Source organism: Aeromicrobium sp. CF4.19, from assembly GCF_051262555.1.
Classification (GTDB): Bacteria; Actinomycetota; Actinomycetes; order Propionibacteriales; family Nocardioidaceae; genus Aeromicrobium.
The window spans coordinates 122,871-149,432 of the sequence record NZ_JBIMEU010000007.1 but is presented as its reverse complement, the minus strand read 5'-3'; the positions used below and the strand labels follow the sequence as shown (position 1 = coordinate 149,432).

Sequence of the window (26,562 nt, the reverse complement as noted above, 5' to 3'; positions counted from 1 at the left end):
GAAGCCGCCATGAACGCCCGCCCCCGCAAACGCCTCGACTACGCTCAACCCGACGAACTCATGCCCCGACTCATCCTCGGAGCCTGAAACCAACCCTTGTTGCGTCCACGGCACGAATCCGCCCAGGTCGACATGGGAATCCTCCAGATGCACGGGAAGCAACCCATGCAAACGCAGGAAAACCGTGCAGCAGTGCTGAATCCCATGCGGACATGGGAATCGTGAGGCGTCAGCCGCGGGCGGCCCACCAGGCCCGGAGAGCCTCGGTGGCGGCCTCCTCGCTCATCGGGCCCTGATCCATCCGCAGCTCCAGGAGGAAGCGGTACGCCTCGCCCACCTCGCGGCCCGGGCCGATCCCCAACGCTGCCTGGATCTGGTTGCCGTCGAGGTCGGGGCGGATCGCGGCGAGCTCCTCAGCCTCGGCCAGCACGGCGATGCGCTCCTCGAGCTCGTCGTAGGTCCGTCGCAGCCGCGCCGCCTTGCGCTGGTTGCGCGTCGTGCAGTCCGCCCGCGTGAGGATGTGCAGGCGCTCCAGCTGATCCCCCGCGTCGCGGACGTAGCGCCGGACCGCCGAGTCCGTCCACTCCCCGGAGCCGTAGCCATGGAAGCGCAGGTGCAGCTCCACCAGCTGTGCGACGGCGTCGATGACGTCGTTGCTGAAGCGCAGGGCACGCATCCGCTTGCGGGTCATCTTCGCGCCCACGACGTCGTGGTGGTGGAAGGTCACGGTGCCGTCGCCGGCGAATCGGCGGGTCTTGGGCTTGCCGATGTCGTGCAGCAGCGCCGCGAGCCGCACGACGACGTCGGGTCCCTCGCCGAGACGATGCTCGAGCTCGATGGCCTGCTCCAGCACGATCAGCGAGTGCTCGTAGACGTCCTTGTGCCGGTGGTGCTCGTCGCGCTCCAGGCGCAGCGCCGGCACCTCGGGCAGCACCTGCTCGGCGAGGCCGGTGTCCACCAGCAGCCGCAGCCCCGCCACCGGGTGCTGCCCGCACACGAGCTTGACCAGCTCGTCACGGACCCGCTCGGCCGAGACGATCGACAGGCGATCGGCCATCTCGGTCATGGCGGCCACGACGTCCTCGTGCGCCGTGAAGCCCAGCTGGGACACGAAGCGGGCGGCGCGCATCATCCGCAGGGGGTCGTCGTCGAAGGACTGCTGCGCGGTGACCGGCGTGCGCAGCCTTCCCCTGGCGAGGTCAGGGATGCCGCCGAACGCGTCGACGAACTCCCCACCGGGCAAGCGCACCGCGAGCGCGTTCACGGTGAAGTCGCGTCGGGAGAGGTCCGCCTCCAGGCTGTCGCCGAAGGCCACCCGGGGCTTGCGTGACGACGGGTCGTAGGCGTCGGTGCGGTACGTGGTGATCTCGACGTGGTCCTCGCCCTTGCGCACGCCGATGGTGCCGAACTCGCGCCCGACGTCCCAGACCGCGTCAGCCCAGCCGTCGACGACCTTCTCGATCTCCTCGGGCCGAGCCGAGGTCGTGAGGTCCAGGTCCGCCACCGTGCGGCCCAGCAGGGCGTCGCGGACCGGTCCGCCGACCAGGGCGAGCTCGTGCCCGGCCGCCTGGAAACGCGTCCCGAGATCCTCCAGCACCTCGTGTCGTGCCAGGAGGGCGCTGACATCGATCAGGGTCTCATCGGGCTGGGGCACGGGCACGCAGTCTACGGTGCAGCCCACCGCCGGGCACGAGCTCCCGGGCCACGCATCACCACCCCTCTACGATGTGCGGGTGACGTCACCCTCCCGAGGCGCCTGCGCGCGTGCGCTCGTGGCGTTCGTGGTGCTTCTGACGCTCGTGCCGACCTCTGCGGCTGCCGTCGACGCCGACGGTGAGCAGGAGGCACAGCTGGACGTCCGCATCACTCAGCTGACGCCCGGGGTGCTGGCCCCGGACGACGACGTCACCATCTCGGGCACCGTCACCAACAACGGCGACGAGGAGTGGACCGACGCGCAGGCCTACCTCGTCGCGCCGCAGAATCCGTTCGCCACGCGCCAGCAGATCACCGATGCGGTGGACAGTGGCTCCTCCTACACCGGTGAACGACGGGTCGAGCTGGACTCGATCGACGATCTCGGCACGCTCGCCGCCGGCGAGACGCGTGAGTTCTCCGTACGGGTGCCCTCGGACGTCCTCAACCTCTCGGGCGTGGAGGGCGTGTATCCCGTCGGCGTGCAGATCCTCGGCACCGCCGAGAACGGCACCCGCTCCTCCACGGCCATCGGTCGGGCGACGACGTTCCTGCCGCTCGTGGAGGACGCCGACGCCACGCCGACCTCGATCGTCGTTCCCTTCGTCATGCCGGATCGCCGAGGCGCGAACGGCGACTACATCGACCCCGAGGACCTCGTCGAGCGGATCGCTCCCCGCGGTCAGCTGCGCAACCTGCTCACGCTGGCCACCTCGGTGCCCGACCAAGGGCTCACCGTGATCGTCGATCCCGCACTGCTGGCCGCCCTGGACGACCTTGCCGAGGGCCGCAACCTGCCCGACGACGTCGAGCTCGACGCGGACCAGCGCGCCGACGCGGCGGCGATGCGCGACGACCTGGTCGCCCTCGCGCGGCGGGCCACCTGCTGGGTGCTGGGCTACGCACGGCCCGACGTGCTCGCGATCGAGCGAGCCGAGGCGCAGGACGTGACCGACGCCGTCGAGCGGGCCACGGCCGCCACCGTGAACCGCTTCGGGCTCTCGGGGCGGCGCGTCACCTGGCCCACGGCGAACGGCGTCACCGAGGACCTCCTGGCCGCGGTCAGGGGCGACGGAGAGCGGCCGGTGCTCGTGGGTCAGGCGGCCGTCCCCGACTGGGAGCCACGCCTGGGCAGCATCGTGAACCGACCCACCGACGCCGGGCCGGTCCCCCTGCTGGTGAACGCTGGACTCGACATCGGGGTGCCCGGCGAGCTGACCGTCGCGACGCTGCGGCAGCGACTGCTCTCCGAGGCTGCCCTCGGCTCCCTGGAGCGGGTCGCCGACCCCGACTCCCGAGCGGCCGCGGTCGCCGTGCTCGACCCCGCCTGGGACCCCGGTCCGACGACCGTCCGTGGCGGCCTGGCCGACGTCTTCGATGCCGAGTTCACCGCTCCGCGCAGCCTCGACGTCCTGATGACCTCCGAGCGAGCCCAGTACACCGGTGAGACGCCGGAGTCGTCGTCGGCCACCCCGGTCGGCCCCGACCAGGTCGCAGCGGTCGACGACGGCCTGGGCAGCACCGCAGCCCTCGCCGGCCTGCTGACCGACCCGACGCCCGTCCTGGTCTCCCGGTCCCGACGCGCCGCGGAGCTCGTGGGCATCAACTGGCGACGCCACAGCGAGGACGGTGTCCAGACCGCCGAGGCGTTCGCGCGGTCGGCCGCCGACACCCTCGCCGCCATCACCGTGGAGGGCCCGCCCGCGGTGACCCTCTCCAGCTCCGAGGGCAGCTTCCCCATCACGGTCACGAACGAGACCGAGGAGACCGTTCGGGTGGGCCTGCAGATCAGCTCCACCAACCCGAGCCTCTCCATCCCGGACGTGGAGGCCGTGGAGGTGACGGCCGGGGAGCGCCGCACCCTCACCGTCGACGCCGACGTCGGCGACCTGAGCTCGTCGACGTTCACCGCGACGATGGTCTCTGAGTCCGGCGACGCCTTCGGGTCGCCCGCGGTGTTCAACGTCCGTTCCAGCCGTGTCGGCGTGGCGGTGTGGGTGGCGATGGGCATCGCCGTGGTCTTCGTCGCCCTCGCACTCAGTCGGCGCTTCGTGACCCGCCGCCGGACCGGTGCCGAGCCGGGAGGGAGTGCCGATGACTGACGTCGCTCGCGCGAGCGCCTGGATGGCCCTGGGCACGATCGCCTCTCGCCTCACCGGGTTCGTCCGCCTCCTGCTGCTGGCCGCCACCATCGGCACGGCGCTGAACGCCGACCTGTTCAACATCGCCAACACGATCCCCAACGCGATGTACATCCTGGTGGCGGGCGGCCTGTTCAACGTCGTGCTGGTACCGCAGCTGGTGCGCGCCATGAAGCGCGACGCCGACGGCGGCGATGCCTACGCCCACCGGATCCTGACCCTGGGGCTCCTGGCTCTGCTCGCCTCCACCGTCCTGCTCGTGCTGCTCATCCCGCTCATCTCGCGCGTGGTGTTCGCCGATCGGCTGTTCAGCTCGGGGTTCGAGTCGCAGCTGAGCTCAGGCATGTTCCTGATGGCCCTGTGCATGCCGCAGGTCTTCTTCTACGGGGCCTTCGTGCTCATCGGCCAGGTGCTGAACGCGCGCCGACACTTCGGTCCGATGATGTGGGCGCCGGTGGCCAACAACGCCGTCTCCTGCGCCCTGCTGGCCGTCTACCTGGTCGTCTTCGGCGCCTCCAACGGCACTGACGGCTTCACGACGACGCAGGCCCTCCTGCTCGGCCTCGGCTCCACCGCCGGGATCGTGGTGCAGACCTTCACGCTGCTGCCGTTCCTGCGTCGGTCGGGCTTTCGGATCCGGTTGCGCTTCGACTTTCGCGGCTCCGGGCTGGGCCACACCCTGCGGCTGGGTGCGTGGACGCTCGGCTTCATCATCGCCAACCAGATCGCGTTCATCGTCGTCCAGCGCCTGGGCAACCGCGGCACCGCCGAGGGTGCCGACCAGGGTGTTACCGCTGCCGGCACCGCCGTCTACGAGATCGGCTTCCTGATCAGCCAGATGCCTCACGGCGTCATCACGGTCTCCATCGCCACCGCCGTCATCCCGACGCTCTCCACCCTCGCCCACGACCGCGACTACGGGCGGATGGCCATGGAGCTCGGGCGGACGCTCCGCATCGCGCTGACGATCATCACCCCCATCGCGGTCGCCGTCGCCTGCCTGGGCCCCGCGGCCGCGGGCGTGCTCGGCTACATCCCCAACCTGCGCGACGGCACCCAAGTCATCGGGTGGACGGTGGCCGCCTTCGCTCCGGCGATGATCGCGTTCTGCATCCACTTCGTGATGCTGCGCGGGTTCTACTCCAACGAGGACACCCGGACGCCCTTCTTCATCCAGCTCGTCATCGCCGCCACGAACATCGCCGCCGCCGTCGTGCTGACCTCCCTCGTGGCGCCGGGTCGCGTCGCACAGATGCTCGCCCTCGCGTACGGCCTCGCCTACCTCGTCGGTGCAGGCCTGTCGGCCCTGTTCCTGTCCCGCTCCATCGGACGCGTCGTCGATGCCGAGACGGTCCGGTTCGCCGTGCGGCTCGCGGCCGCTGCCGGGGTGTCCGGCGCATCGATGCTCGGCGTCCTCTGGGGGTTGTCGTCCTCCGGTGTCCGCGCCGACGACCCCACGGGCTCGCTGGTGGTCCTCGCCGTCGCAGGCACCGTCGGCGCGCTCGTGTTCGTCGGCGCCAGTACCGCACTGCGGCTGCGAGAGCTCCGCTACGTCGTCACCACGGTGCTGAGACGCGGCTGACACGCAGCAGGTCCGGCCATCCCCTGCACCCCTGCCTCCTACGATGGACCCAGGCACACGGAGGGTGGACATGACGGAGCGTCGGGCGCTGGTCTCAGGTGACGTCCTCGACGGACGCTACGTCCTGCAGGACCTCGTCACCGAGCGGCTCGGTACCACCACCTGGCGGGCCCACGACCGCATCCTCTCTCGGAACGTCGGCCTGGAGATGATCCCCAGCGACGACCCTCGGGCCGAGAGCTTCCTGGAGGCGGCGCGTCGCTCGACCGCCGTGTCGGACCCGCGCTTCCTGCGCGTCCTCGACCTCGTCGACGACGACCACGGCCACCACCTCGTGGTCCGCGAGTGGGCCCGCGCCATTCCCCTGGACCAGCTGCTCGCTCAGTCACCGATGCCCAGCAGTCGGTCCGCCCAGGTCGTGGCCGAGGTGGCCGAGGCGATGGCGCACGCGCACGAGCGCGGTGTCCACCATCGCCGGCTCACTCCCCACCAGGTGATGCTCAAGGAGACCGGTGGGGTCCGGGTGGTCGGCCTCGGGGTCGCCACCGCCCTGGCGCCGGTTGGGCACCAGGACTCCGTCGAGGACCTGCACGCCTACGAGCAGCGCGACGTCCAGTCGCTCGGCAAGCTCCTCTACGCCTGTCTCGTCGCCCGCTGGCCGGGCGCGCACGTGGACCAGCTGCGCGCCGCTCCCACCGAGCACGGTCGTCTGCTGCGTCCGCGTCAGGTGCGCGCCGGGGTGTCGCGTGAGGTCGACGGCATCTGCGACCGCATCCTCGGTGACCCCCCGTTGCACGGCCGACGGCCCCTGCGGTCGGCGGCCGACATCGCCCGGGCGTTGCGTCAGGTGGGCGATGACGTCGAGGTCACCGACGAGCACCCGAGCCTCGTGGACCTCTCCTCCCCGGACCTGCTCAGGCTCGACCCGGTCATCGTCCCCGCCGGCCCGCCACCGGGGCTCGAGCCGCCCCGTCGACGGCCCAAGGCCTTCGAGCCGGCGCCGCCCACGCCGCTGGAGCGTGGCAAGGCCCGAGCGGTGCGAGCCACCCGGGGTGATCGTGGTCTGGTGCTGCTGGGAGTGGTGGGCGTGCTGGCGCTTCTGGTGTTCCTCGGGTTTCTGGCCTTCGGGTCCGAGGACGGCACCCAGAGCCCGGAGTCCCCGGGGCCGGGATCCACCAGCTCCATCCGGACCCTCCCGATCTCCGGCGTCGTCGACTTCGACCCGCAGGGGCAGGACGGGCAGGAGAACCCCGACCAGCTCGGCCTCGTGGTCGACGGAGACCCGGCGACCGGCTGGCGCACCTCGACGTACTTCAACCAGGCCACGCTCGGGGGCCTCAAGGACGGCGTCGGCATCATCATCGACCTCGACTCCCCCCAGGAGGTGCGCTCGCTGCGGATCCGGCTGGCCGGTGAGGGCACTGACCTCACGGTCTTCGCCTCGACCCCGGCATCGGACCTCCCACGGTCGTTGGACGGCCTGCGGCGGATCACGTCGATCGACGACGCCGGCACCGACGTGACCGTCACCCTGCCCGACGCCACCATCGCCCGTCAGCTGGTCGTCTGGCTCCAGCGGCTCCCCCAGGTGGGCGAGGGCGAGTACCGCGGGGAGATCCGCGAGGTCACCGTCCGGGGGGTCGGTTGATGCGCCGTGGCGTGGGAATGCTCCACACCTAGACTGCGTTGAGCAGAGTGCATCCCCGTCAGAAGGCAGCTTTCATGAGCGACGTCCGCAATCTCATCATCATCGGCTCCGGGCCCTCGGGCTACACGGCGGCCGTCTACGCCGCCCGCGCCAACCTCGAGCCACTGGTGTTCGAGGGATCGGTCACGGCCGGCGGTGCGCTGATGACCACCACCGACGTGGAGAACTTCCCCGGGTTCCCCGACGGCGTCATGGGCCCGGAGCTCATGGACAAGTTCCGCGCGCAGTCCGAGCGCTTCGGCGCCGAGCTCATCTCCGACGACGTGACCGCCGTGGACCTGTCCGGCGACGTCAAGACCGTCAGCCTGGCCAACGGCACCATGTACTCGGCCAAGGCCGTCGTCCTGGCCATGGGCTCGGGCTACCGCAAGCTGGAGGTCGAGGGCGAGGACCGCCTCTCCGGCCACGGCGTCAGCTGGTGCGCCACCTGTGACGGATTCTTCTTCCGGGAGCAGAACATCGTCGTCATCGGCGGCGGCGACTCCGCCCTCGAGGAGGCCACGTTCCTCACCCGGTTCGCGAGCAAGGTGACGCTGGTGCACCGGCGCGACGCCCTCCGCGCGTCCAAGATCATGCAGGACCGCGCCTTCGCCAACGAGAAGATCGAGTTCGCCTGGAACTCCGAGGTCGCCGAGATCCACGGCACCGACAAGCTCGAGGGCCTCACGCTGCGCGACACGGTCACTGGCGACACCCGACGCATGGACGCCACCGGCCTGTTCATCGCGATCGGCCACGACCCACGCTCGGAGCTGCTCAAGGGGCAGGTCGAGCTCGACGACGAGGGCTACGTCCTCGTGCGTCCGGGAAGCACCGAGACCAGCGTCCCGGGCGTCTTCGCCGCCGGTGACCTCGTCGACCACACCTACCGCCAGGCGATCACCGCGGCCGGCACTGGCTGCTCGGCCTCGCTGGACGCCGAGCGGTACCTCGCCTCGTTCGACGCAGCCGGGGCACCCGCCCCGGCTGAGGCCCTGACCGAGTAGCACCCATCCGCTGAGACATCGAGGAGAACCCATGGCAGAGATCGCAGCCGTCACCGACGCCGACTTCGACGAGACCGTCCTGCAGGCCGACGGTCCCGTGCTGGTCGACTTCTGGGCCAGCTGGTGCGGCCCATGCCGCCAGCTGGCGCCCATCCTGCAGGAGATCGCCGACGAGAAGGGCGAGGCTCTCACCGTCGTGAAGATGGATGCCGACGCCAACCCGGTCACGCCCGCCAAGTACCGCGTCACCGGCCTCCCGACGATCAACCTCTACTACAAGGGTGAGGTCGTGAAGTCCATCGTGGGTGTTCGCCCGAAGTCCGCGATCCTCGGCGAGCTGTCCGAGTACGCCTGAAACGGCGCGGCCAACAAGGTCGCAGCACAAGAGCCCCGGCCGCATCGGCCGGGGCTCTTCTGCATCTGCATCGCCGTGCGAATCGCGCGGCGATGCGTTCATGGCTTTATCGACTTAGCGATTTACCGACTAATCGCTTGATGGCTTTGGATCCATCATGGCGACGATGCGCTCGAGGTCGTCGATGGTGGCGAACTCCACGGTGATCTTGCCCTTGGCCTTGCCGAGATCGACCTTGACCCTGGTGTCGAACCGCTCGGAGAGTCGGTCGGCGAGGTCGTTCAGACGCGGCGCCGTCATCGTGCGGCCGGGAGGCCGAGAGCGCGAGCGGGGCTCGTCCTGCTCCCCCCCGAACTTCACGATCTCCTCCAGCGCGCGGACCGAGATGCCCTCCGCCACGACGCGCGTGGCGAGGCGGTCCTGCACCTCCTGGTTCGCCACCGACAGCAACGCCCGGGCGTGACCCGCCGAGAGCACCCCCGCCGCCACTCGGCGCTGCACCGCGGGCGGGAGCTTCATCAGCCGGAGCGTGTTGGTGACCTGGGGACGGGAACGTCCGATGCGATCGGCCAGCTCCTCCTGCGTGCACCCGAAGTCGTCCAGCAGCTGCTGGTAGGCAGCCGCCTCCTCCAGCGGGTTCAGCTGGGAGCGGTGCAGGTTCTCCAGCAAGGCGTCGCGCAGGAGGTCGTCGTCGCTGGTCTCACGGACGATGGCCCCGATGGTGTCCAGGCCGGCCTTCTGGGTGGCCCGCCAGCGGCGCTCCCCCATGATGAGCTCGTACGTGGCGACGCCTGACTCCTCGCCAACGCTGCGCACCACGATCGGCTGCAGCAGCCCGACCTCGCCGATGGAGTGCACGAGCTCGGCCATGGCCTGCTCGTCGAACGCGCTGCGTGGCTGCCGCGGGTTCGGGCGGATGGATCCCACCGGGATCTCGGCGAACGACGCCCCGGCCACCTCCTTCAGACCGGACTCCTGCGCCTCCGCGGGCGTCGAGGGGATGAGGGACTCCAGGCCCCGACCAAGACCACGTCGTGCTGCCATCAGACTTCCCTTTCGGACGGAGTGGGCTTTCGGCTGACGGCGGCCTCGCTGATCTCGCGCGCCGCCTCGAGGTAGGACAGGGAGCCCGAGGAGCTCGGGTCGTAGGTGAGGACGCTCTGCTGGTAGCTCGGGGCCTCGGAGATGCGCACCGACCTGGGGATGGCGGTCTTGAGCACCTTGTCACCGAAGTGGTTGCGCACCTCGTCGGCCACACCCGCGGAGAGCCGCGTCCTGGCGTCGTACATCGTCAGCAAGATGGTGGTGATGTCCAGGCGCGGATTCAGGTGGGATCGGACGAGGTCGATGTTGCGGACGAGCTGTCCTAGACCCTCCAGTGCGTAGTACTCGCACTGGATGGGGATCAACACCTCCCGGCCGGCCACCATCGCGTTGATGGTCAGCAGGCCCAGCGAGGGTGGGCAGTCGATGAGCACGTAGTCGATCCGATCACCGGCCTCCTCGCACTCGGCGAGATAGCCCTGCAGTGCCTTGTCCAAGCGGGTCTCGCGGGCCACCATCGAGACCAGCTCGATCTCCGCGCCCGCCAGATCGATGCTGGCCGGCAGCACGGTCAGCCCGGGCAGGTCCGGGCACGGGCGCACGAGCTCGTCCATGTCGGCTCCCTCCACCAGGGCCTCATAGACGCCGGGGGTCCCCTCGGTGTGCTCGATGGCCAGAGCGGTCGAGGTGTTGCCCTGCGGATCGAGATCCACCACGAGCACACGCAGCCCCTTGGCCGACAACGCCGCCGCCACGTTCACCGTGGTCGTCGTCTTGCCCACGCCGCCCTTCTGGTTCGCCACCACGAAGATCCGTGTGCTCGCGGGGCGATCCAGTCGAGGCGTGGCCTCGACCCGGTGTGCCAGCTCCACGTGCTCGCGCGCTTCGGAGGCCAGTGGCGTCGAGACGTCAGGGCCGGGCGACGTCGCCGCGAACCGGGAGGCCGGGGGTGGGGTGGAGTTCATGTCGGCTCCATCGTTTCACGGGAAACATGAGGCGAAGAACGGCGCGTTGATGTTTCCCGTGAAACGCTGATCCACCCCACGGGCTCGGTGGTCGGCGCCGTGAGGATCGGCCAGCCCACAGCGGTGTCACGATCAGGCACGACGGGTGCGATCGACTCGCTCACCGGGACACCTCCACGACCGTCGTCGGTACCTCGACGTCGCCGTAGGTGCGCACCACGGCGTTCGTGGCGCCGAGCCGACCCAGTGCACGACGGGCGTCCTCGAGCTCGTCCTGGGCGGAACGACCCTTCAGGGCGAGCAGAACTCCACCGGGTTCCACCAGGGGAAGGCACCAGCGAGCCAGCTTCTCCAGGGATGCCACAGCACGCGCCGTCACGACGGCGTAGGACTCCTGCACCTCCTCCGCCCGGGCACGCAGCACCTCGACGTTGGACATGCCCAGCTGCACGGACACCTCCTCCAGGAAGGTGGTCCGTCTCAACAGTGGCTCGATGAGCGTGACGTGGAGGTCGGGTCGGGCCAGGGCCCAGACCAGACCAGGCAGTCCGGCGCCCGCGCCCACATCGGCGACCGTCGATCCCACGGGAACTCGGGGGAGCACCACTGCGCAGTTGATGAGGTGGCGATCCCACAACCGCGGGACCTCCCGAGGACCGATCATGCCCCGCTCGACGCCATCGGTGGCGAGGATCTCGGCATAGTGCTCGATCAGTGGCAACCGGTCACCGAACACCTCGACGGCTACCGCCGGGGGAGTTTCACGTGAAACGTCCACGTCAGGACGCAGGCAGGACAACCACGTGCCGCTGGCGATCGACGCCCTCGGACTCACTCGTGAGACCAGCCTCGGCGACGGCGTCGTGCACCACCTTGCGCTCGAACGGCGACATCGGCTCCAGAGCGACGGACGGGGCACCCTCGGTGACCTGCTCGATGGCGACGCGTGCCACCTCGACGAGCTCGACCCGTCGACGCTCCCGATGACCACCGATGTCCAGCATCAACCGGCTACGGTCCCCCACCTCGCGATAGACGGCGAGGCGGGTGAGCTCTTGCAGGGCCTCCAGCACCACACCATCGGCACCCACGAGGTGCTCCAGGTTGCCACCCACGATGGAGACCGCAGCACGGTCACCGTCAACGTCCATGTCGATGTCGCCGTCGAGATCGGCGATGTCCAGCAGCTCCTCCAGGAAGTCCGCCGCGACGTCTCCCTCGGCCTCAAGCCTCTGCGCATCCGTCACGAGCGGTTCCTTCCGTTCTTCTTGCCGTTGGGGTTGGGCCTGCGTCCACCGTCGTCCTTGGACTGCTGGCCACCGGGCTTCTTGCCACCCTGGTTGGTCTCTCGCTCGCGGGCGGCCGCTCTGCGACGCTGCTCCCGGGTCATCTTGGGCTGCTGGTTGCGCTGCGGTGCCGGCTTGTCCGGAGGCGTCGCCGTGGCGGGGTCCTCGATCACGACCTTGCCCTTCTTGACGTCACGCTCCTGCTTGGCCTTGAAGGCCGGGGTGCCGGGGACCGGGTTGTTGCGGATCACGTAGAACTGCTGACCCATCGTCCAGAAGTTGGTGGTCGTCCAGTAGATGAGGACGCCGAGCGGGAAGAACACGCCACCGAAGGCGAAGGCGAAGGGCAGCACGTAGAGGAGAATCTTCTGCTGCTGCGCGAACGGCCCCTCGAGCGACTCCTTGGGCATGTTCTTGGCCATCAGCTGGCGCTGCGTGAGGAACTGCGTGGCGCACATGATCACGACGAGCACCATGGTGATGATGCGTGTCTCGACCTCCGACGCGCTCAGGAACGTGTCGGCGATCCGCCCGCCGAGCAGCATCGCATCCTGCAGGTTCGCAGCCTGGTCGCCGTTCAGGAAGCCCTTCGCGCCGTCGCGACCCTCGGCCGCAGCCTGCTGGAGCACCCGGTACAGCGAGAAGAAGATCGGCATCTGCAACAGCAGCGGCAGGCAGGAGGCGAACGGGTTGGTCCCCGTCTCCTTCCAGAGCTTCATCTGCTCCTGGGTCATCCGCTCACGATCGTGACCGTACTTCTTCTGCAGCTCACGGATCTGCGGCTGGAGCAGCTGCATGTTGCGCTGGCTCTTGATCTGCTTGACGAACAGCGGGATGAGCAACGCACGAATCGTGACGGTGAGGAAGACGATCGACAGGGCCCATGCCCACCCCGAGCTGGGATCCAGCACGAGGGAGAAGGCTTCGTGCCACACGATCAGGATGCCCGACACCGCGTAGTAGAGGGGCTGCATGATGAGCGAGCCGATGGAGCTGAAGAAGTCGATCATGCGTCTCCTGTGAGAGGAATGGTCTCGAGGTCCGCCTCATCGCGACGAACCGTGCGTGGGGTGCGCGGCGGCACCGGGTCGTACCCGCCGGCGGACCAGGGGTGGCATCGGCCCAGCCGCCGCGCCGCCAGCCAGCTGCCGCGGACCGACCCGTGCGTCTGCACCGACTCCAGAGCGTACGCGGAGCACGAAGGGTGGTAACGGCACACCTGCCCGTACATCGGACTGATCGCGAAGCGATAGCCCCGCAGGAGGGCAATGAGAACGTGCTTCACCGCCGGACCGCCCGACCCAGGGCGAGCTCGAGGTGCTCGGTGAGCAGGGCCGAGTCGGCCGCGGCCGCCACGGGCAGCGCCCGCACGACCACGCCAGAACCCGAGGGAACATCATCCAGGTGCTCACGCATCACGTGGCGCAGGCGCCGCTTGACGCGGTTGCGCGTGACCGCAGGGCCCACGGCCTTCGACACGACGAAACCGACGGAGGTCACTCCGTCGGTTCCGGGACCCACGTGGACCACGAGCGTGGGCGCGGACCCCTTGCGACCACGACGGATCGCGGCGCGGAAGTCCTGCCCGTCGCGCATGCGGTGCGCGCGCTCGAGCAACGGCTCAGGCGGACAGCTTCGCGCGGCCCTTGCGCCGACGCGAGGCGAGGATGGAACGGCCGGCCCGCGTGCGCATCCGAAGACGGAAGCCGTGCTTCTTGCTGCGGCGGCGGTTGTTGGGCTGGAAAGTCCGCTTGCTCACTGTGGTGGTTCCTCACGTGGGGCACGGGCAGGGGCTCCGTGCGGAGTTCTCGGCGTCGGGCACGACCGACACCGGACGCCTGCGGCAGTGTCACAGGCATGCGGAGAAGGTCGTGCAGCACGACTTGACCACGGTACGGGCCGGGCCCGCGGGGGTCAAACCGACCTCTCTACGCGATCGTGACCGGTGGGTCCAACCGACACGCCGGACCCCGCCGGCAATGTTCGTGAGCTGCTTGATTCGGTCCTCTCGACGCTGCTAGCGTCGCGCCTCATCCAGTTTTTCCACAATGTCCGTCTCAACCTGTCGATGGATGCACATCATGTGGACAAAGATGTGGAACCCAGCGAACCCAGGGAGAGCCGATGAGCGACGTCCACGGCCAGGCGACGCCCGATCTCCAGGCCCTCTGGACCGAAGCGGTCGACACTCTCTCCCAGGGTGCGCGCGTCTGGGTCTTCAGTGCCCAGCCCATCAGCCTGCACGACGGGATCTTCATCGTGGGCGTGGCCGACGACCTCACCCGTGCCCAGCTCGAGACCCGGGTCCGCCCGGCCCTCGAGCACGCCCTGAGCGGTCGGGTCGGCCAGCAGATCCGGCTCATCGTCACGATCGACGAGCCGCGGGCCGAGCAGGCGCCGCCGCACGGCCCCGACGAGCAAGAGCTCGACGACGAGCCTATTGAGTCGACAGATATACAAGTCGACAAATCGAGAGAGTCCCCCGCACATCATCCCGAGCGGCCGGATCCACTGGAGGAGGTCGACGACGTGGTGGACGTCGACGACTTCGTGCCCTCCTGGGCCCAGGCCCCGGCCGCCCGGCCGCGGCGCACGAACGTCGTCGAGGCAAGGCTCAACCCGCGCTACCTCTTCGAGAACTTCGTCATCGGGTCCTCCAACCGCTTCGCGCACGCCGCCGCCGTCGCCACGGCCGAGGCACCGGGCAAGGCCTACAACCCCTTGGTCATCCACGGCGACTCCGGCCTGGGCAAGACCCACCTCCTGCACGCCATCGGCCACTACGTGCTGAACCTCTATCCCTCCTCGCGCGTGCGCTACGTGAACAGCGAGGAGTTCACCAACGACGTCATCAACGCGATCAGCGAGAACCGCACCTCGCAGCTGCGCCAGAAGTACCGCGAGATCGACGTCCTGCTCGTCGACGACATCCAGTTCCTGGAGAACAAGGAATCGACCCAGACGGAGTTCTTCCACACGTTCAACGCGCTGCACAACGAGAACAAGCAGATCGTCATGACCTCGGACCGCCCGCCCAAGAACCTGCGCACGCTCGAGGAGCGGCTGCGCAACCGGTTCGAGTGGGGTCTGCAGACCGAGATGCTCCCGCCGGACCTCGAGACCCGCATCGCGATCCTGCGCAAGAAGGCAGCGCTGGAGAAGCTCACCGCCCCGGCCGACGTGCTGGAGTTCATCGCGAGCAAGGTGCAGACGAACATCCGTGAGCTCGAGGGCGCGCTCATCCGGGCCACAGCCTTCGCCAACCTGCAGGGAACCACGGTCGACCTGCAGCTTGCCCAGATCGTGCTCAAGGACCTCGTCGCCGAGGGCGAGGAGCCCGACATCACCGTCGGCATGATCATGGCCCAGACCGCCACCTACTCCGAGTTCTCCATCGACGAGCTGTGCGGCACGAACCGCTCGCGCGACCTCGTGCTCGCCCGGCAGATCGCCATGTACCTGTGCCGCGAGCTCACCGCCATGTCGTTGCCGCAGATCGGCAAGGCCTTCGGTGGTCGCGACCACACCACCGTGATGCACGCCGAGCGAAAGATCCGAAAGCTGATGGCCGAGAAGCACGCGGTCTTCAACCAGGTCACCGAGCTGACCAACCGCATCAAGCAGCAGGCTCGCCAGTCCTGAGCGTGGCCGCACGGTCGCCGAGGACCCTCACCGTGGGGCTCGTCGGCGACCGTGTGCGCTCGTGCACAGCTGGGGACGGCGCTGTGGGTAACCCCACTGGTCTCGTGGACACCACCGGCCCCGTGTGTGAACGGGATGTGAACCCAGGACGGCCGTCAACAGGCACCGTGCGCGTCTCCACCGCGGGAACCACAGGCCATCCACGGTGCCACGCACCCGCTGACCTGCAAGGACACCCGTTGTCCACCGTGTCCACAGAGGCTACGACTACGACGACAGAACTACATGTCACCCAGACCGTCGAAGTATCCTGCGAGCCTGCCCTGTGGACGCCCGGCACCGGAGTCGTCCCGGCCTACCTGCCGGACGCTGACCCGTGGCAGGATTCACCACGACGTCCATCCTCCCGAGAGGCCCCTACGTGAGATTCCGCATCGACCGCGACACCTTCGCGGACGCCGTCGCGTGGACCGCGCGCAGCCTGCCCAACCGGCCCAGCGTGCCCGTCCTGGCCGGTCTGCTCGTCGAGACCTCCGGCAACGGCCTCACGCTCTCCGGCTTCGACTACGAGACGTCCACCCGCGCCACGCTGCCGGCCGAGGTCTCCGACGACGGTCGTGCCCTGGTCTCGGGCCGCCTGCTGGCCGAGATCGTGAAGTCGCTCCCGGCCAAGCCCATCGACGTCGTGCTGGAGGGCACCAAGGTCCAGGTCACGTGCGGCAACTCCCGCTTCAGCCTGCAGACCATGCCGGTGGAGGAGTACCCGCAGCTGCCGCAGATGCCCTCGGCATCGGGAACCATCAAGGCCGACGAGTTCGCCACCGCCGTTGCCCAGGCCAGCGCCGCCGCGGGGCGCGATGAGATGTTGCCCCTGCTCACCGGCGTCCGTCTGGAGCTCGAGGGCTCCACCATCTCCCTGATGGCCACCGACCGCTTCCGTGCCAGCCTGCGTGAGCTCACCTGGTTCCCCGAGACCGGCGACGCCTCCGCGAACGCGCTGGTCCCGGCCAAGGTGCTGGGCGAGACGGCCCGCTCGCTCGTCTCGGGCAGCGACGTCACGATCGCCGTCTCCACCGGCGACGCCGGTGACGGGCTCATCGGCTTCGAGGGCGTGGTCGGCAACGGCACCCGCCGGACCACCACCCGCCTGCTGGAGGGCGACTTCCCACGGGTCCGCCAGCTGTTCCAGGCCCAGGCCGAGACGGTCGCCTACGTCTCGACGCCCCAGTTCGTCGATGCCGTCAAGCGTGTGGCGCTCGTGGCCGAGCGCAACACCCCGGTCCGCCTCACGTTCTCCGACGGCCACCTGCTGCTGGAGGCCGGCAGCGGCGACGAGGCCCAGGCGTCGGAGTCCATCGAGGCGTCGATCGACGGCAACGACATCTCGATCGGGTTCAACCCCAGCTATCTCCTCGAGGGCCTGGGCGTCATGGCGGAGCCGGTCGTGCACCTGTCCTTCACGCAGCACACGAAGCCGGCCGCCCTGTCGGGCGTCCGCGAGATCGGCAGCGACCCAGATGGCGCCTTCCGCTACCTGATCATGCCGGTCCGCCTGCAGAACTGAGCTACTCCAACGGTGGGAGACACCATGCACCTCGGACTCGTCGGCCTGGGAAAGATGGGCGGCAACATGCGCACGCGGATGCGCAAGCACGGCGTCACGGTCACGGGCTACGACCGCAATCCCGACGTGAGCGACGTCGGGTCGCTGGCCGAGCTCGTCGACGCGCTGGAGTCGCCCAAGGTCGTCTGGGTGATGGTGCCCTCCGGTGAGATCACGCGTGACACCGTCACCGAGCTGGTCGACCTGCTCGACGAGGGCGACGTCATCGTCGACGGTGGGAACTCTCGCTGGACCGATGATGAGAAGCACGCCGAGCTCGCCGCGCAGCAGGGCATCGGATACGTCGACTGCGGCGTCAGCGGGGGCGTCTGGGGCCTGGAGAACGGCTACGCCCTCATGGCCGGTGGCTCGAAGGACGACATCGCCAAGGTCCAGCCCGCCTTTGACGCGTTGCGGCCAGAGGGCGAGTCCGGTTTCGTGCACGCCGGCCGCGTCGGCGCGGGCCACTTCTCCAAGATGGTCCACAACGGCATCGAGTACGCCATGATGCAGGCCTACGCCGAGGGCTATGAGCTGCTGGAGACAGCCGGGCTGGTCGAGAACGTCACCGAGGTCTTCGACTCCTGGCGCGAGGGCACGGTCGTGCGCTCGTGGCTGCTGGACCTGCTGGTCAAGGCCCTGCAGGACGATCCCAGTCTCTCCCAGGTCCGCGGCTACGCCGAGGACTCCGGCGAGGGACGCTGGACCGTCGAGGCGGCCATCGACCACGCGGTCCCTGCGCCGACGATCGCGGCGTCGCTGTTCGCCCGCTTCGTGTCGCGGCAGGACGAGAGTCCCTCGATGCAGGCGGTCGCGGCCATGCGCCAGCAGTTCGGTGGCCACGCGGTACAGGCCGCCAAGGAGTCGGGCCACGACCCGAAGGACGCCTAGGCCGCTCACCCATGCACCTCGCGCGCCTGGCCCTGCACGACTTCCGGTCCTACCCCGAGGTCGAGCTGACGCTGGCGCCCGGCGCCACGTCCTTCATCGGAGCCAACGGGCAGGGCAAGACGAACCTCGTCGAGGCGGTCGACTACCTTTCCCGGCTGGACTCGCACCGTGTCGCCGGTGATGCACCGCTGGTCCGCTCCGGTGAGGACGGCCCCGTCGAGCGTGCGGTGATCCGTGCCGAGGTGGTGCGTGGCGACCGCACCGCCCTGCTCGAGCTGGAGATCACCCCCGGGCGCGCCAACCGGGCTCGGGTCAACCGAGCCGCCCTCCCCCGCGTGCGGGACGTGGTCGGCATCCTGCGCACCGTCATGTTCTCGCCGGAGGACCTCGCCCTCGTCAAGGGTGACCCGTCGGACCGACGGCGCTTCATGGACGGGTTGCTGGTGCTGCGCAGCCCACGTCTGGCCGGCGTCAAGGCGGACTACGACCGGGTCCTCAAGCAGCGCAACACGTTGCTCAAGTCATCGCGGGGAGGTCGACAAGTCGATATGTCTACTCTGGACATCTGGGACGACAAGCTGGTCACGCTGGGCGGCGAGCTGGTCGCTGCCCGCCTGTCACTGCTGGAGGATCTGGCTCCCCACCTCACCGAGTCCTACCTCACCGTGGCGGCGGGTGCCGCTCCCGACCGGCGAGAGGTCACGACGTCCTACCGATCCTCGGCACCTCTGGACGGCCACGACGTGCCCGCCGTGGTGGAGGCCCTGCGTGCGGGTCTGGAGGATCGACACCGTGACGAGCGTGACCGGGGCATCAGCCTCGTGGGCCCGCACCGCGACGACGTGCACCTCGCCATCGGGGCGCTCCCGGCCAAGGGCTACGCCAGCCACGGGGAGTCGTGGTCCCTGGCCCTCGCCCTGCGCCTGGCCTCCTTCACCGTCTTGCGCGCGGACGACGACGACGACCCCGTGCTGATCCTCGACGACGTCTTCGCCGAGCTCGACGAGGGCCGGCGCGAGCAGCTCGCGGCGCTGGTGGCCACGGCCGAGCAGGTGCTGGTCACCGCGGCCGTGGCCGACGACGTCCCGGCGAGCCTGCGGGGCACGCGCTTCACCGTGGAGTCCGGAGCGGTCACCGTCGATGAGTGACGTCCCGCCCGATCCACCCGAGGAGCCCTCCGACCCTCCGGCCAAGGAGGCAGCTCCGGACGATCCGCTGTCGCTCGCGCGGCAGATCGCCGACTCCTACCGGAACGGCCCGGCGGCCCGCCGGCGCCCGCACCGACCCCGCGCCCAGTCACCGCGACGCACCTCCAAGGAGGACCCGAGCACCGTCTCGGACCTGCTGGGTGAGGTGGTGCGCGCGCAGGGGTGGGACTCGCGACTCGCCTCCCAACGCGTCTTCAGTGACTGGGCGGGCATCGTCGGTCCGGAGATCGCCCAGCACAGCGAGGTGGTGGCCTTCTCCGACGGCATCCTGCAGGTCAAGGCGGACTCCACCGCCTGGGCGACCCAGCTCAAGCTCCTCGCCGCCCGGCTGGTCGCGCGCCTCAACGACGAGCTCGGACACGGGTCCGTGCTGCGCATCGAGGTCATCGGGCCTCAAGCGCCGTCGTGGAAGCGGGGCAGCCGGTCCATCCGTGGTGCCCGCGGACCGCGCGACACCTACGGCTGATCGCCGGGTCAGTGGGCCGGAACGGTGCGCTGCATGAGGGCGACGCCGAGGGCGGCGGACAGTGCGACGCCACCCAGGACGATCGCCGCCTCGCCGAAGCCGCTCCATCCGTAGGAGGGGCGGACCCCGATGACGACGAGGGCCACCCCGGCTGCCACGGCGCCGAGTGGTGCACTGATCCACGCGGCGCGGGCCCGATCGGTGGGGCCGCCCAGCACGAGGGCCGCCGCAGCGGTCCACGCGAGGGCGATCAGGACGGATCCGACGACGTCGGACGGGCGGTGCCACCCGGCGACGACGGTGGAGGCGCCGGTGAGCGTCACGGCGAAGCTCCCGCCCAGGACGACCAGGGGCCTCAGCACCCGCGGAGCGGCGATGAGGAGCGCGCCGACGCCGGCGACCACGACGGTGGTGTGGCCGCTCGGGAAGCTGTTGGGCGCGACGACCACGCCGTCGATGCGCTCCAGCAGACCGTGCTTGAGCACCTGCGTCGTGATGTTGGCGCCGGCCAGCACCGCGAGTGCGGCCACGGCGAGGGCCACCTGACCGCGCGCCAGGGCCAGTCCGACGCACACGAGCGCGACGACCACGATGGCGCTGATGGAGACGTACCCCAGCAGGCTCAGCACGGTCAGCTGCGTCTCGCGACCTGCCACGACCGAGACCATGGAGGATTCATCGAGCCGCTGGCCCTCGGCCGTCCGCAGCACGAACCAGGCCAACCAGCCGAGCACGAGGAGCGAGAGCGTGAGCACCACGGCGCGCACGATGGCCGGTCCCGACCGCGTCGGTACCGGCGAAGGGGTCACCTCCTGCACGTCTTCCACTCCTCAAACGATGCCGGACCGGGGCAAGATCACCTCCCACCGGGGTCGGGTGCAGCTGGCCGGACGGGTCTTGGCGACCTGCGCCGATCTGAGCCCTGTTGACACCGGTCAGACGTCCGGGGACTCGGAGGTGGGTGTTCCGACGGCTCCGAGGCGGACTCCTGGGTCGCTCAGCGGCACTCCAGCGCAGATTCCGAGCGGCTGACATGACCGGTCGGTCGCTGAGACGTACGAGGTTGCCCGTACACTGATCGGGTGACCCCAGCCTCGGATGCCGACCACACCCAGATCGACGGACGGATGGAGGGAGGCTACGACGCCAGCAACATCCAGGTCCTCGAGGGCCTGGACGCGGTGCGCAAGCGCCCGGGCATGTACATCGGCTCCACCGGCGAGCGCGGCCTGCACCACATGGTCCAGGAGGTCGTCGACAACTCCGTCGACGAGGCGATGGCCGGACACGCCACGAGCATCGACGTCACGCTGCAGCCCGACGGCGGTGTGCGGGTCGTCGACGACGGTCGCGGCATCCCCGTCGATGAGCACCCGATCGAGAAGATCCCGGCGGTCACGCTCGTGCTCACCTCGCTGCACGCGGGCGGCAAGTTCGGTGGCGGCGGCTACAAGGTCTCCGGAGGCCTGCACGGCGTCGGCGTCTCGGTGGTCAACGCCCTCAGCTCCAGGTTGTTCGTCGAGGTCCGGCGCGACGGATTCCGCTGGACACAGAGCTTCACCTACGGCGCACCCGACGGACCGCTGGAGCAGCACGAGGCCACCGACGAGAGTGGCACCACCACCACGTTCTACGCTAGCGACGACATCTTCGAGACCACGGACTACTCCTTCGAGACCCTCAAGGGACGCTTCCGTGAGATGGCCTTCCTCAACAAGGGCCTGCAGATCTCCATCCGCGACGACCGAGATCTCGGCATCGACGACGCCGACGGGGTCGACGAGGTCGAGCGCGGCGCGACGTTCCGCTTCGACGACGGCCTGGTCGACTACGTCAAGCACATCAACACCGGCGCCTCCAAGTCGCCGCTGCACTCCGAGATCATCTCCCTGGAGCGCGAGGACCCCGACCACGGCCTGGCCCTGGAGCTGGCGATGCAGTGGAACGTGAGCTTCAGCGAGTCGGTCCACACCTTCGCCAACGCCATCAACACGCACGAGGGCGGCACCCACGAGGAAGGCTTCCGCGCCGCGCTGACCAGCACGGTCAACCGCTTCGGGGAGGCGCAGAACCTGATCAAGAAGCGCGAGGACCGCCTCACCGGCGACGACATCCGCGAGGGCCTCACGGCGATCATCTCGATCAAGCTCGAGGAGCCACAGTTCGAGGGCCAGACCAAGACCAAGCTCGGCAACACCGAGGCCAAGGGCTTCGTGCAGCAGGTGATGAACGACGAGCTGGCCGCATGGTTCGAGCGCAACCCGGCCGAGGGAAAGATCATCGTCCGCAAGAGCCTCGATGCCGCCAGCGCCCGCATGGCCGCGCGCAAGGCTCGCGACCTCGCGCGCAACCGCAAGGGATTCCTCGGCAGCGGCGGACTGCCCGGCAAGCTGTCGGACTGCTCCAGCCGCAGCCCCGAGGAGTGCGAGGTCTTCATCGTCGAGGGCAACTCCGCCGGCGGCTCGGCCAAGGGCGGCCGCGACCCGCGCACCCAGGCGATCCTCCCGCTGCGCGGCAAGATCCTCAACGTCGAGAAGGCGCGCCTGGACAAGATCCTGCAGAACGCCGAGGTGCAGGCCATCATTTCCGCGCTCGGCACGGGCGTGCACGACGACTTCGACATCGCCAAGCTGCGCTACCACAAGATCGTGCTGATGGCCGACGCCGACGTCGACGGCCAGCACATCTCCACGCTGCTGCTGACGCTGCTGTTCCGGTTCATGAAGCCGCTCATCGACGGCGGGTACGTCTACCTCGCCCAGCCGCCGCTGTACCGCATCAAGTGGAGCAACGCGCCACACGAGCTGGCCTACACCGACCGCGAGCGCGACGTGCTGCTCAAGGCCGGTGAGGAGGCCGGGCGCCGCCTGCCCAAGGACGCCGCCATCCAGCGGTACAAGGGCCTGGGCGAGATGAACGACTCCGAGCTGTGGGAGACCACGATGGACCCGGACGGCCGCGTCCTGCGTCAGGTCACCCTCGACGACGCCGCCATGGCCGACGAGATCTTCACGACCCTCATGGGAGAGGACGTCGAGCAGCGCCGCAGCTTCATCCAACGCAACGCCAAAGACGTCCGCTTCCTCGACATCTAGGACACCACGATGCACGCACACCGGCGGCGTCCGCCCCCACTCGCAGAGCTCGCGGGCGGTACCCCCAGTCGCTCGCAGGGCAAGACCGGCCCAGCTTCGCTCCGCCCCCTGCTCGCAGGGCTCGCGGGGGTACCCCCACTCCTTGCCGCTGCACGCACCTCGCGGCGCCTCAACCATCAAGGGATGAATGAATGACTGACACCCCCATCGAGCGAGACCGCGTCGAGCCCGTCGAGCTGCAGGAGGAGATGCAGCGCTCCTACATCGACTACGCGATGAGCGTGATCGTCTCCCGTGCGCTGCCCGACGTCCGTGACGGACTCAAGCCGGTGCACCGGCGTGTCCTGTACGCGATGTTCGACGGTGGCTACCGCCCGGACCGCGGCTTCTCCAAGTGCAGCCGCATCATCGGTGACGTCATGGGTCAGTACCACCCCCACGGCGACACGGCCATCTACGACACCCTCGTCCGACTGGCCCAGCCGTGGGTGATGCGCGCGCCGATGATCTCCGGACAGGGCAACTTCGGCTCGCCGGGCGACGACCCGGCCGCGGCCATGCGGTACACCGAGTGCCGCCTGGCGCCCATCGCGATGGAGATGGTGCGCGACATCGACGAGGAGACCGTCGACTTCAAGGCCAACTACGACGGGCGGTCCTCCGAGCCCACCGTCCTGCCGGCGCGGATCCCCAACCTGCTGGTCAACGGCTCGGCCGGCATCGCCGTCGGCATGGCCACCAACATCCCGCCGCACAACCTGCGTGAGGTCTCCGACGGAGTGCAGTGGTCCTTGGCCCACCCCGAGGCGGGCAAGGAGGAGCTGCTCGAGGCCCTCATGGACCGGATCAAGGGCCCCGACTTCCCCATGCACGGCTTGATCGTCGGCACGCAGGGCATCCGGGACATGTACCGCACCGGCCGCGGGTCCATCCCGATGCGCGCGGTGGTGGGCATCGAGGAGGACACCAAGGGCCGCATCCAGCTCGTCGTCACCGAGCTGCCCTACCAGGTCAACCCCGACACCCTCATGAAGAAGATCGCCGACCTGGTCAACACCGGTCGGATGCAGGGCATCTCGGACCTGCGTGATGAGTCCAGCTCCCGCGTCGGCCGGCGCATCGTCATCGAGCTGCGTCGTGACGCCGTGGCCCGGGTGGTGCTCAACAACCTCTACAAGCACACCGAGCTGCAGACCAACTTCAGCGCCAACATGCTGGCGCTCGTCGACGACGTCCCCCGCACCCTGACGCTCGACGCCTTCGTCACCAACTGGATCACTCACCAGATCGAGGTCATCCGGCGCCGCACCGAGTACCGCCTGCGCAAGGCCGAGGAGAAGGCCCACATCTACCGCGGACTGGCCAAGGCGCTCGACGCCCTGGACGAGGTCATCGCGCTGATCCGCCGCAGCCCCACCGTGGAGGAGGCGCGCAGCGGCCTGATCAGCCTGCTCAGCATCGACGAGCTGCAGGCCAACGCCATCCTGGAGATGCAGCTGCGCCGGCTCGCGGCGCTCGAGCGCCAGAAGATCATGGACGAGCTCGACAAGCTCGAGACGGAGATCGCCGACTACCGCGACATCCTGGCTCGCCCGGAGCGTCAGCGCCAGATCGTCTCCGACGAGCTGGCCGAGATCGTCGACAAGTACGCCGACGACCGTCGGACCCAGATCATCCCCGCCGATGGTGACCTGTCGATGGAGGACCTCATCCCCGACGAGGAGGTCGTCGTCACGATCACCCGTGGTGGCTACGCCAAGCGCACCCGCACCGACCTCTACCGGGTGCAGGGACGTGGCGGCAAGGGCGTGCGTGGCGCGCAGCTGCGCGACGGCGACTTCGTCGACCACCTGTTCCCGACCACGGCACACCACTGGATCCTGTTCTTCACCACGGCCGGCCGGGTCTACCGCACCAAGGCCTACCAGCTGCCCGAGGCAGGGCGCGACGCCAAGGGCGGACACGTCGCCGGCCTGCTGAGCTTCCAGCCCGACGAGCAGATCGCGCAGGTGCTGGCCGTCCGCGACTACGAGCAGGCGCCCTACCTCGTCCTCGCCACGAAGAAGGGCTTGGTCAAGAAGACCCGCCTGGCGGACTACAACAGCCCGCGCCAGGCCGGCGTCATCGCCATCAACTTCCGTGATGAGGACGACGCCCTCATCGGGGCGGACCTCGTGACCGCTGACGACGACCTGCTGCTGATCTCCAAGAAGGCGCAGGCCATCAGGTTCCGGGCCAGCGACGACCAGCTGCGTCCGATGGGCCGGGCCACGTCGGGCGTCACCGGCATGAAGTTCCGCGAGGAGGACGCCCTGCTGTCGATGACGGTCATCCGTCGTGAGCACACCGAGGTGGAGACCGAGGAGGTCGCCGAGGAGGACCGGCTCTACGTCTTCACGGTGACCAACGGCGGCTACGCCAAAAAGACCGAGATCGAGCAGTACCGACTGCAGGGACGGGGCGGACTGGGCATCAAGGCCATGCAGATCACCGAGACCCGGGGCGAGCTCGTGGGCGGCCTGGTGCTCAAGGACACCGACGACGTCATCTCGGTGACGGCCTCCGGTCAGGTCACCCGCAGCCTCGTCGCCGGGGTTCCTGCCAAGGGACGTGGCACGATGGGGGTGAGCTTCGTGAAGTTCAAGGGCGATGACCGAGTGGTCACGATCGCACGCAACACCGAGGTCGCGCCCGTGGACGACGCCGAGGCAGTGCAGGACCAGAACGGGCAGGACGAGAACGGGCAGGAACCGACCGAGGGCACGATCGCTGACAGCGCGACCGACGAGGGGCAGGGCGAGTGAGCAGCACCGATCCGCAGAAGGCTCCGGGCTCCGGCGCCGGGGACCCGGCATCGACCCAGAAGATCCCGCGCACGAACCAGCAGGGCAAGCAGGGCGGAAAGGACGAAGCGGCCGCGAAGACGTCGGCCAAGCCCTCGTCGCGGCCGTCCTCCTCGGGCGCGGCACCAGCGTCGCGGCCCACCACCGCCAAGCCCTCGGGAGCGAAGCCGCCACCCAAGGACGCCTCCGCCGAGGAGTCGTCGACCAAGCCCCCTGCCAAGGACGCGCCCACCAAGGACTCGTCGGGCAAGAAGACACCGGGCGCGGCCCAGGCCCCCGGGGCTGCAGCGACCGGCTCGGCGGCCGCCGCCTCGTCGGCGAGCAAGAGCCCCACCTCGGCCGGCAAGGGCGCCACCCCGAGCGGCAAGAGCAGCACGACACCGGGGAAGAAGACCACGCCGGGCGGCACGGCGAAGAAGTCCTCTCCCAGCGCATCCCCCAGCGCCACGAGCCGCGGCAAGTCCGGATCCCAGCCCTCCGAGGCGCCGATGACGGCGCGGGACTACGCCCGCACCACCCGCGAGTCGGCAGAGACCACGTCGGTCATCCCGGCCGTCCGTGAGTCCGGCGGACCCTCCGGGGCATCCACCGCCGCACCGTCGGCCGTCGACGAGGCGGCCAGCGGCCGTCGTGCCCGGCTGCGTCTGGTGCACGTCGAGCCGTGGTCGGTCACCCGCCTGGCGTTCGTCGTCTCGGTCGCGCTGATGATCGTCGCGGTCGTCGGCGTGGTCATCTTCTGGGTCGTGCTGGACCTCGCCGGGGTCTGGGACTCCCTCAACGGCAGCATCGTCAACGTCCTGAGCGACGGCGAGGGCACCTTCGACCTCACCGACTACCTCGGTCTGGGCCGCTTGGTCGGACTGACACTGCTGCTGTCGGCCATCAACGTCATCGTCATGACGATGATGGCCACGATCGCCGCGCACCTGTACAACCTCTCGGCGCAGCTGCTGGGCGGCATCTCGCTGACCTTCAGCGACAAGTGAGCCTTCCGGCGGCGGGCAGGCCGATTCGTCCGCCGTCGGGTCGGTGAGGTAACGTTCCTCGCTGTT

General features: G+C 69.3%; 23 protein-coding genes. 13 read left to right on the top strand and 10 right to left on the bottom strand.

What is annotated here, in order from left to right; genetic code table 11:
• Positions 1-229: 229 nt before the first annotated feature.
• Positions 230-1,681, bottom strand: coding sequence for a CCA tRNA nucleotidyltransferase (locus ACHAAC_RS14910; RefSeq protein ID WP_435717087.1), 1,452 nt, complete (start codon positions 1,679-1,681; stop codon positions 230-232).
• Positions 1,682-1,733: 52 nt separating this feature from the next.
• On the opposite strand from ACHAAC_RS14910, the gene ACHAAC_RS14905 reads away from it, so the two are divergent.
• From ACHAAC_RS14905 to trxA, 5 genes are all read left to right on the top strand, one after another.
• Positions 1,734-3,797: a DUF6049 family protein gene (locus tag ACHAAC_RS14905; RefSeq protein ID WP_435717085.1), complete on the top strand. Its 2,064-nt coding sequence runs from the start codon at positions 1,734-1,736 to the stop codon at positions 3,795-3,797.
• Positions 3,790-5,418, top strand: coding sequence for a murein biosynthesis integral membrane protein MurJ (gene murJ / locus ACHAAC_RS14900; protein WP_435717084.1), 1,629 nt, complete (start codon positions 3,790-3,792; stop codon positions 5,416-5,418). The genes ACHAAC_RS14905 and murJ overlap by 8 nt, the downstream gene beginning before the upstream one ends.
• Before the next feature lie 70 nt (positions 5,419-5,488).
• Entirely contained in the window at positions 5,489-7,066 is a 1,578-nt protein-coding gene (locus ACHAAC_RS14895; protein WP_435717083.1) for a protein kinase, read from the top strand.
• Between the two features lie 74 nt (positions 7,067-7,140).
• A complete protein-coding gene (gene trxB / locus ACHAAC_RS14890) occupies positions 7,141-8,112 on the top strand; it encodes a thioredoxin-disulfide reductase (protein ID WP_435717081.1) in 972 nt (323 codons plus the stop codon).
• A 31-nt stretch (positions 8,113-8,143) separates the two neighbouring features.
• A complete protein-coding gene (gene trxA, locus ACHAAC_RS14885) occupies positions 8,144-8,467 on the top strand; it encodes a thioredoxin (protein WP_435717079.1) in 324 nt (107 codons plus the stop codon).
• Between the two features lie 129 nt (positions 8,468-8,596).
• On the opposite strand, the gene ACHAAC_RS14880 is transcribed toward trxA, so the two are convergent.
• The 8 genes from ACHAAC_RS14880 to rpmH form a co-directional block, all read right to left on the bottom strand.
• Positions 8,597-9,511, bottom strand: a complete 915-nt coding sequence (locus ACHAAC_RS14880) for a ParB/RepB/Spo0J family partition protein (RefSeq protein ID WP_435717078.1) — start codon at positions 9,509-9,511, stop codon at positions 8,597-8,599.
• Positions 9,511-10,476 carry a ParA family protein gene (locus ACHAAC_RS14875; protein ID WP_435717076.1) on the bottom strand — a complete coding sequence of 322 codons (966 nt, stop codon included), beginning with the start codon at positions 10,474-10,476 and terminating at the stop codon, positions 9,511-9,513. The genes ACHAAC_RS14880 and ACHAAC_RS14875 overlap by 1 nt, the downstream gene beginning before the upstream one ends.
• A 160-nt stretch (positions 10,477-10,636) precedes the next feature.
• Positions 10,637-11,197 carry a 16S rRNA (guanine(527)-N(7))-methyltransferase RsmG gene (gene rsmG, locus ACHAAC_RS14870; RefSeq protein ID WP_435717075.1) on the bottom strand — a complete coding sequence of 187 codons (561 nt, stop codon included), beginning with the start codon at positions 11,195-11,197 and terminating at the stop codon, positions 10,637-10,639.
• Positions 11,198-11,255: 58 nt separating this feature from the next.
• The gene (locus ACHAAC_RS14865) at positions 11,256-11,723 is read right to left on the bottom strand and encodes a protein jag (protein WP_435717073.1); all 468 of its coding nucleotides are present in this window, start codon (positions 11,721-11,723) and stop codon (positions 11,256-11,258) included.
• Positions 11,720-12,772 (bottom strand): membrane protein insertase YidC, encoded by a 1,053-nt coding sequence (gene yidC / locus ACHAAC_RS14860; RefSeq protein WP_435717072.1) that lies wholly within the window; start codon positions 12,770-12,772, stop codon positions 11,720-11,722. The genes ACHAAC_RS14865 and yidC overlap by 4 nt, the downstream gene beginning before the upstream one ends.
• On the bottom strand, positions 12,769-13,047 hold the full coding sequence (gene yidD, locus ACHAAC_RS14855; RefSeq protein WP_435717071.1) for a membrane protein insertion efficiency factor YidD: 279 nt from the start codon (positions 13,045-13,047) through the stop codon (positions 12,769-12,771). Before yidD ends, yidC begins: the two co-directional genes overlap by 4 nt.
• On the bottom strand, positions 13,044-13,379 hold the full coding sequence (rnpA, locus tag ACHAAC_RS14850) for a ribonuclease P protein component (RefSeq protein ID WP_435717069.1): 336 nt from the start codon (positions 13,377-13,379) through the stop codon (positions 13,044-13,046). The genes yidD and rnpA overlap by 4 nt, the downstream gene beginning before the upstream one ends.
• A gap of 4 nt (positions 13,380-13,383) precedes the next feature.
• Positions 13,384-13,521, bottom strand: coding sequence for a 50S ribosomal protein L34 (rpmH, locus tag ACHAAC_RS14845; protein WP_435717067.1), 138 nt, complete (start codon positions 13,519-13,521; stop codon positions 13,384-13,386).
• Positions 13,522-13,886: 365 nt separating this feature from the next.
• On the opposite strand from rpmH, the gene dnaA reads away from it, so the two are divergent.
• The 5 genes from dnaA (at position 13,887) to ACHAAC_RS14820 (ending at position 19,572) form a co-directional block, all read left to right on the top strand.
• Complete coding sequence (gene dnaA / locus ACHAAC_RS14840; protein WP_435717065.1) at positions 13,887-15,404, top strand: chromosomal replication initiator protein DnaA; 1,518 nt, start codon at positions 13,887-13,889, stop codon at positions 15,402-15,404.
• Between the two features lie 421 nt (positions 15,405-15,825).
• On the top strand, positions 15,826-16,968 hold the full coding sequence (dnaN, locus tag ACHAAC_RS14835; RefSeq protein WP_435717064.1) for a DNA polymerase III subunit beta: 1,143 nt from the start codon (positions 15,826-15,828) through the stop codon (positions 16,966-16,968).
• Positions 16,969-16,992: 24 nt separating this feature from the next.
• Complete coding sequence (gene gnd / locus ACHAAC_RS14830; RefSeq protein WP_435717063.1) at positions 16,993-17,898, top strand: phosphogluconate dehydrogenase (NAD(+)-dependent, decarboxylating); 906 nt, start codon at positions 16,993-16,995, stop codon at positions 17,896-17,898.
• 11 nt (positions 17,899-17,909) lie between these two features.
• Complete coding sequence (gene recF / locus ACHAAC_RS14825) at positions 17,910-19,046, top strand: DNA replication/repair protein RecF (protein ID WP_435717061.1); 1,137 nt, start codon at positions 17,910-17,912, stop codon at positions 19,044-19,046.
• Complete coding sequence (locus tag ACHAAC_RS14820; protein WP_435717060.1) at positions 19,039-19,572, top strand: DUF721 domain-containing protein; 534 nt, start codon at positions 19,039-19,041, stop codon at positions 19,570-19,572. The genes recF and ACHAAC_RS14820 overlap by 8 nt, the downstream gene beginning before the upstream one ends.
• Positions 19,573-19,580: 8 nt before the next feature.
• Here the strand turns inward: ACHAAC_RS14820 and ACHAAC_RS14815 are convergent, their stop codons facing one another.
• Positions 19,581-20,390 (bottom strand): phosphatase PAP2 family protein, encoded by an 810-nt coding sequence (locus ACHAAC_RS14815; protein ID WP_435717059.1) that lies wholly within the window; start codon positions 20,388-20,390, stop codon positions 19,581-19,583.
• A gap of 309 nt (positions 20,391-20,699) precedes the next feature.
• Between ACHAAC_RS14815 and gyrB the strand changes: the two genes are divergently transcribed.
• From gyrB to ACHAAC_RS14800, 3 genes are all read left to right on the top strand, one after another.
• Positions 20,700-22,667, top strand: a complete 1,968-nt coding sequence (gyrB, locus tag ACHAAC_RS14810) for a DNA topoisomerase (ATP-hydrolyzing) subunit B (protein WP_435717089.1) — start codon at positions 20,700-20,702, stop codon at positions 22,665-22,667.
• Between the two features lie 191 nt (positions 22,668-22,858).
• A complete protein-coding gene (gene gyrA, locus ACHAAC_RS14805; RefSeq protein ID WP_435717058.1) occupies positions 22,859-25,471 on the top strand; it encodes a DNA gyrase subunit A in 2,613 nt (870 codons plus the stop codon).
• Positions 25,468-26,496 (top strand): DUF3566 domain-containing protein, encoded by a 1,029-nt coding sequence (locus ACHAAC_RS14800; protein WP_435717057.1) that lies wholly within the window; start codon positions 25,468-25,470, stop codon positions 26,494-26,496. Before gyrA ends, ACHAAC_RS14800 begins: the two co-directional genes overlap by 4 nt.
• Positions 26,497-26,562: the final 66 nt, after the last annotated feature.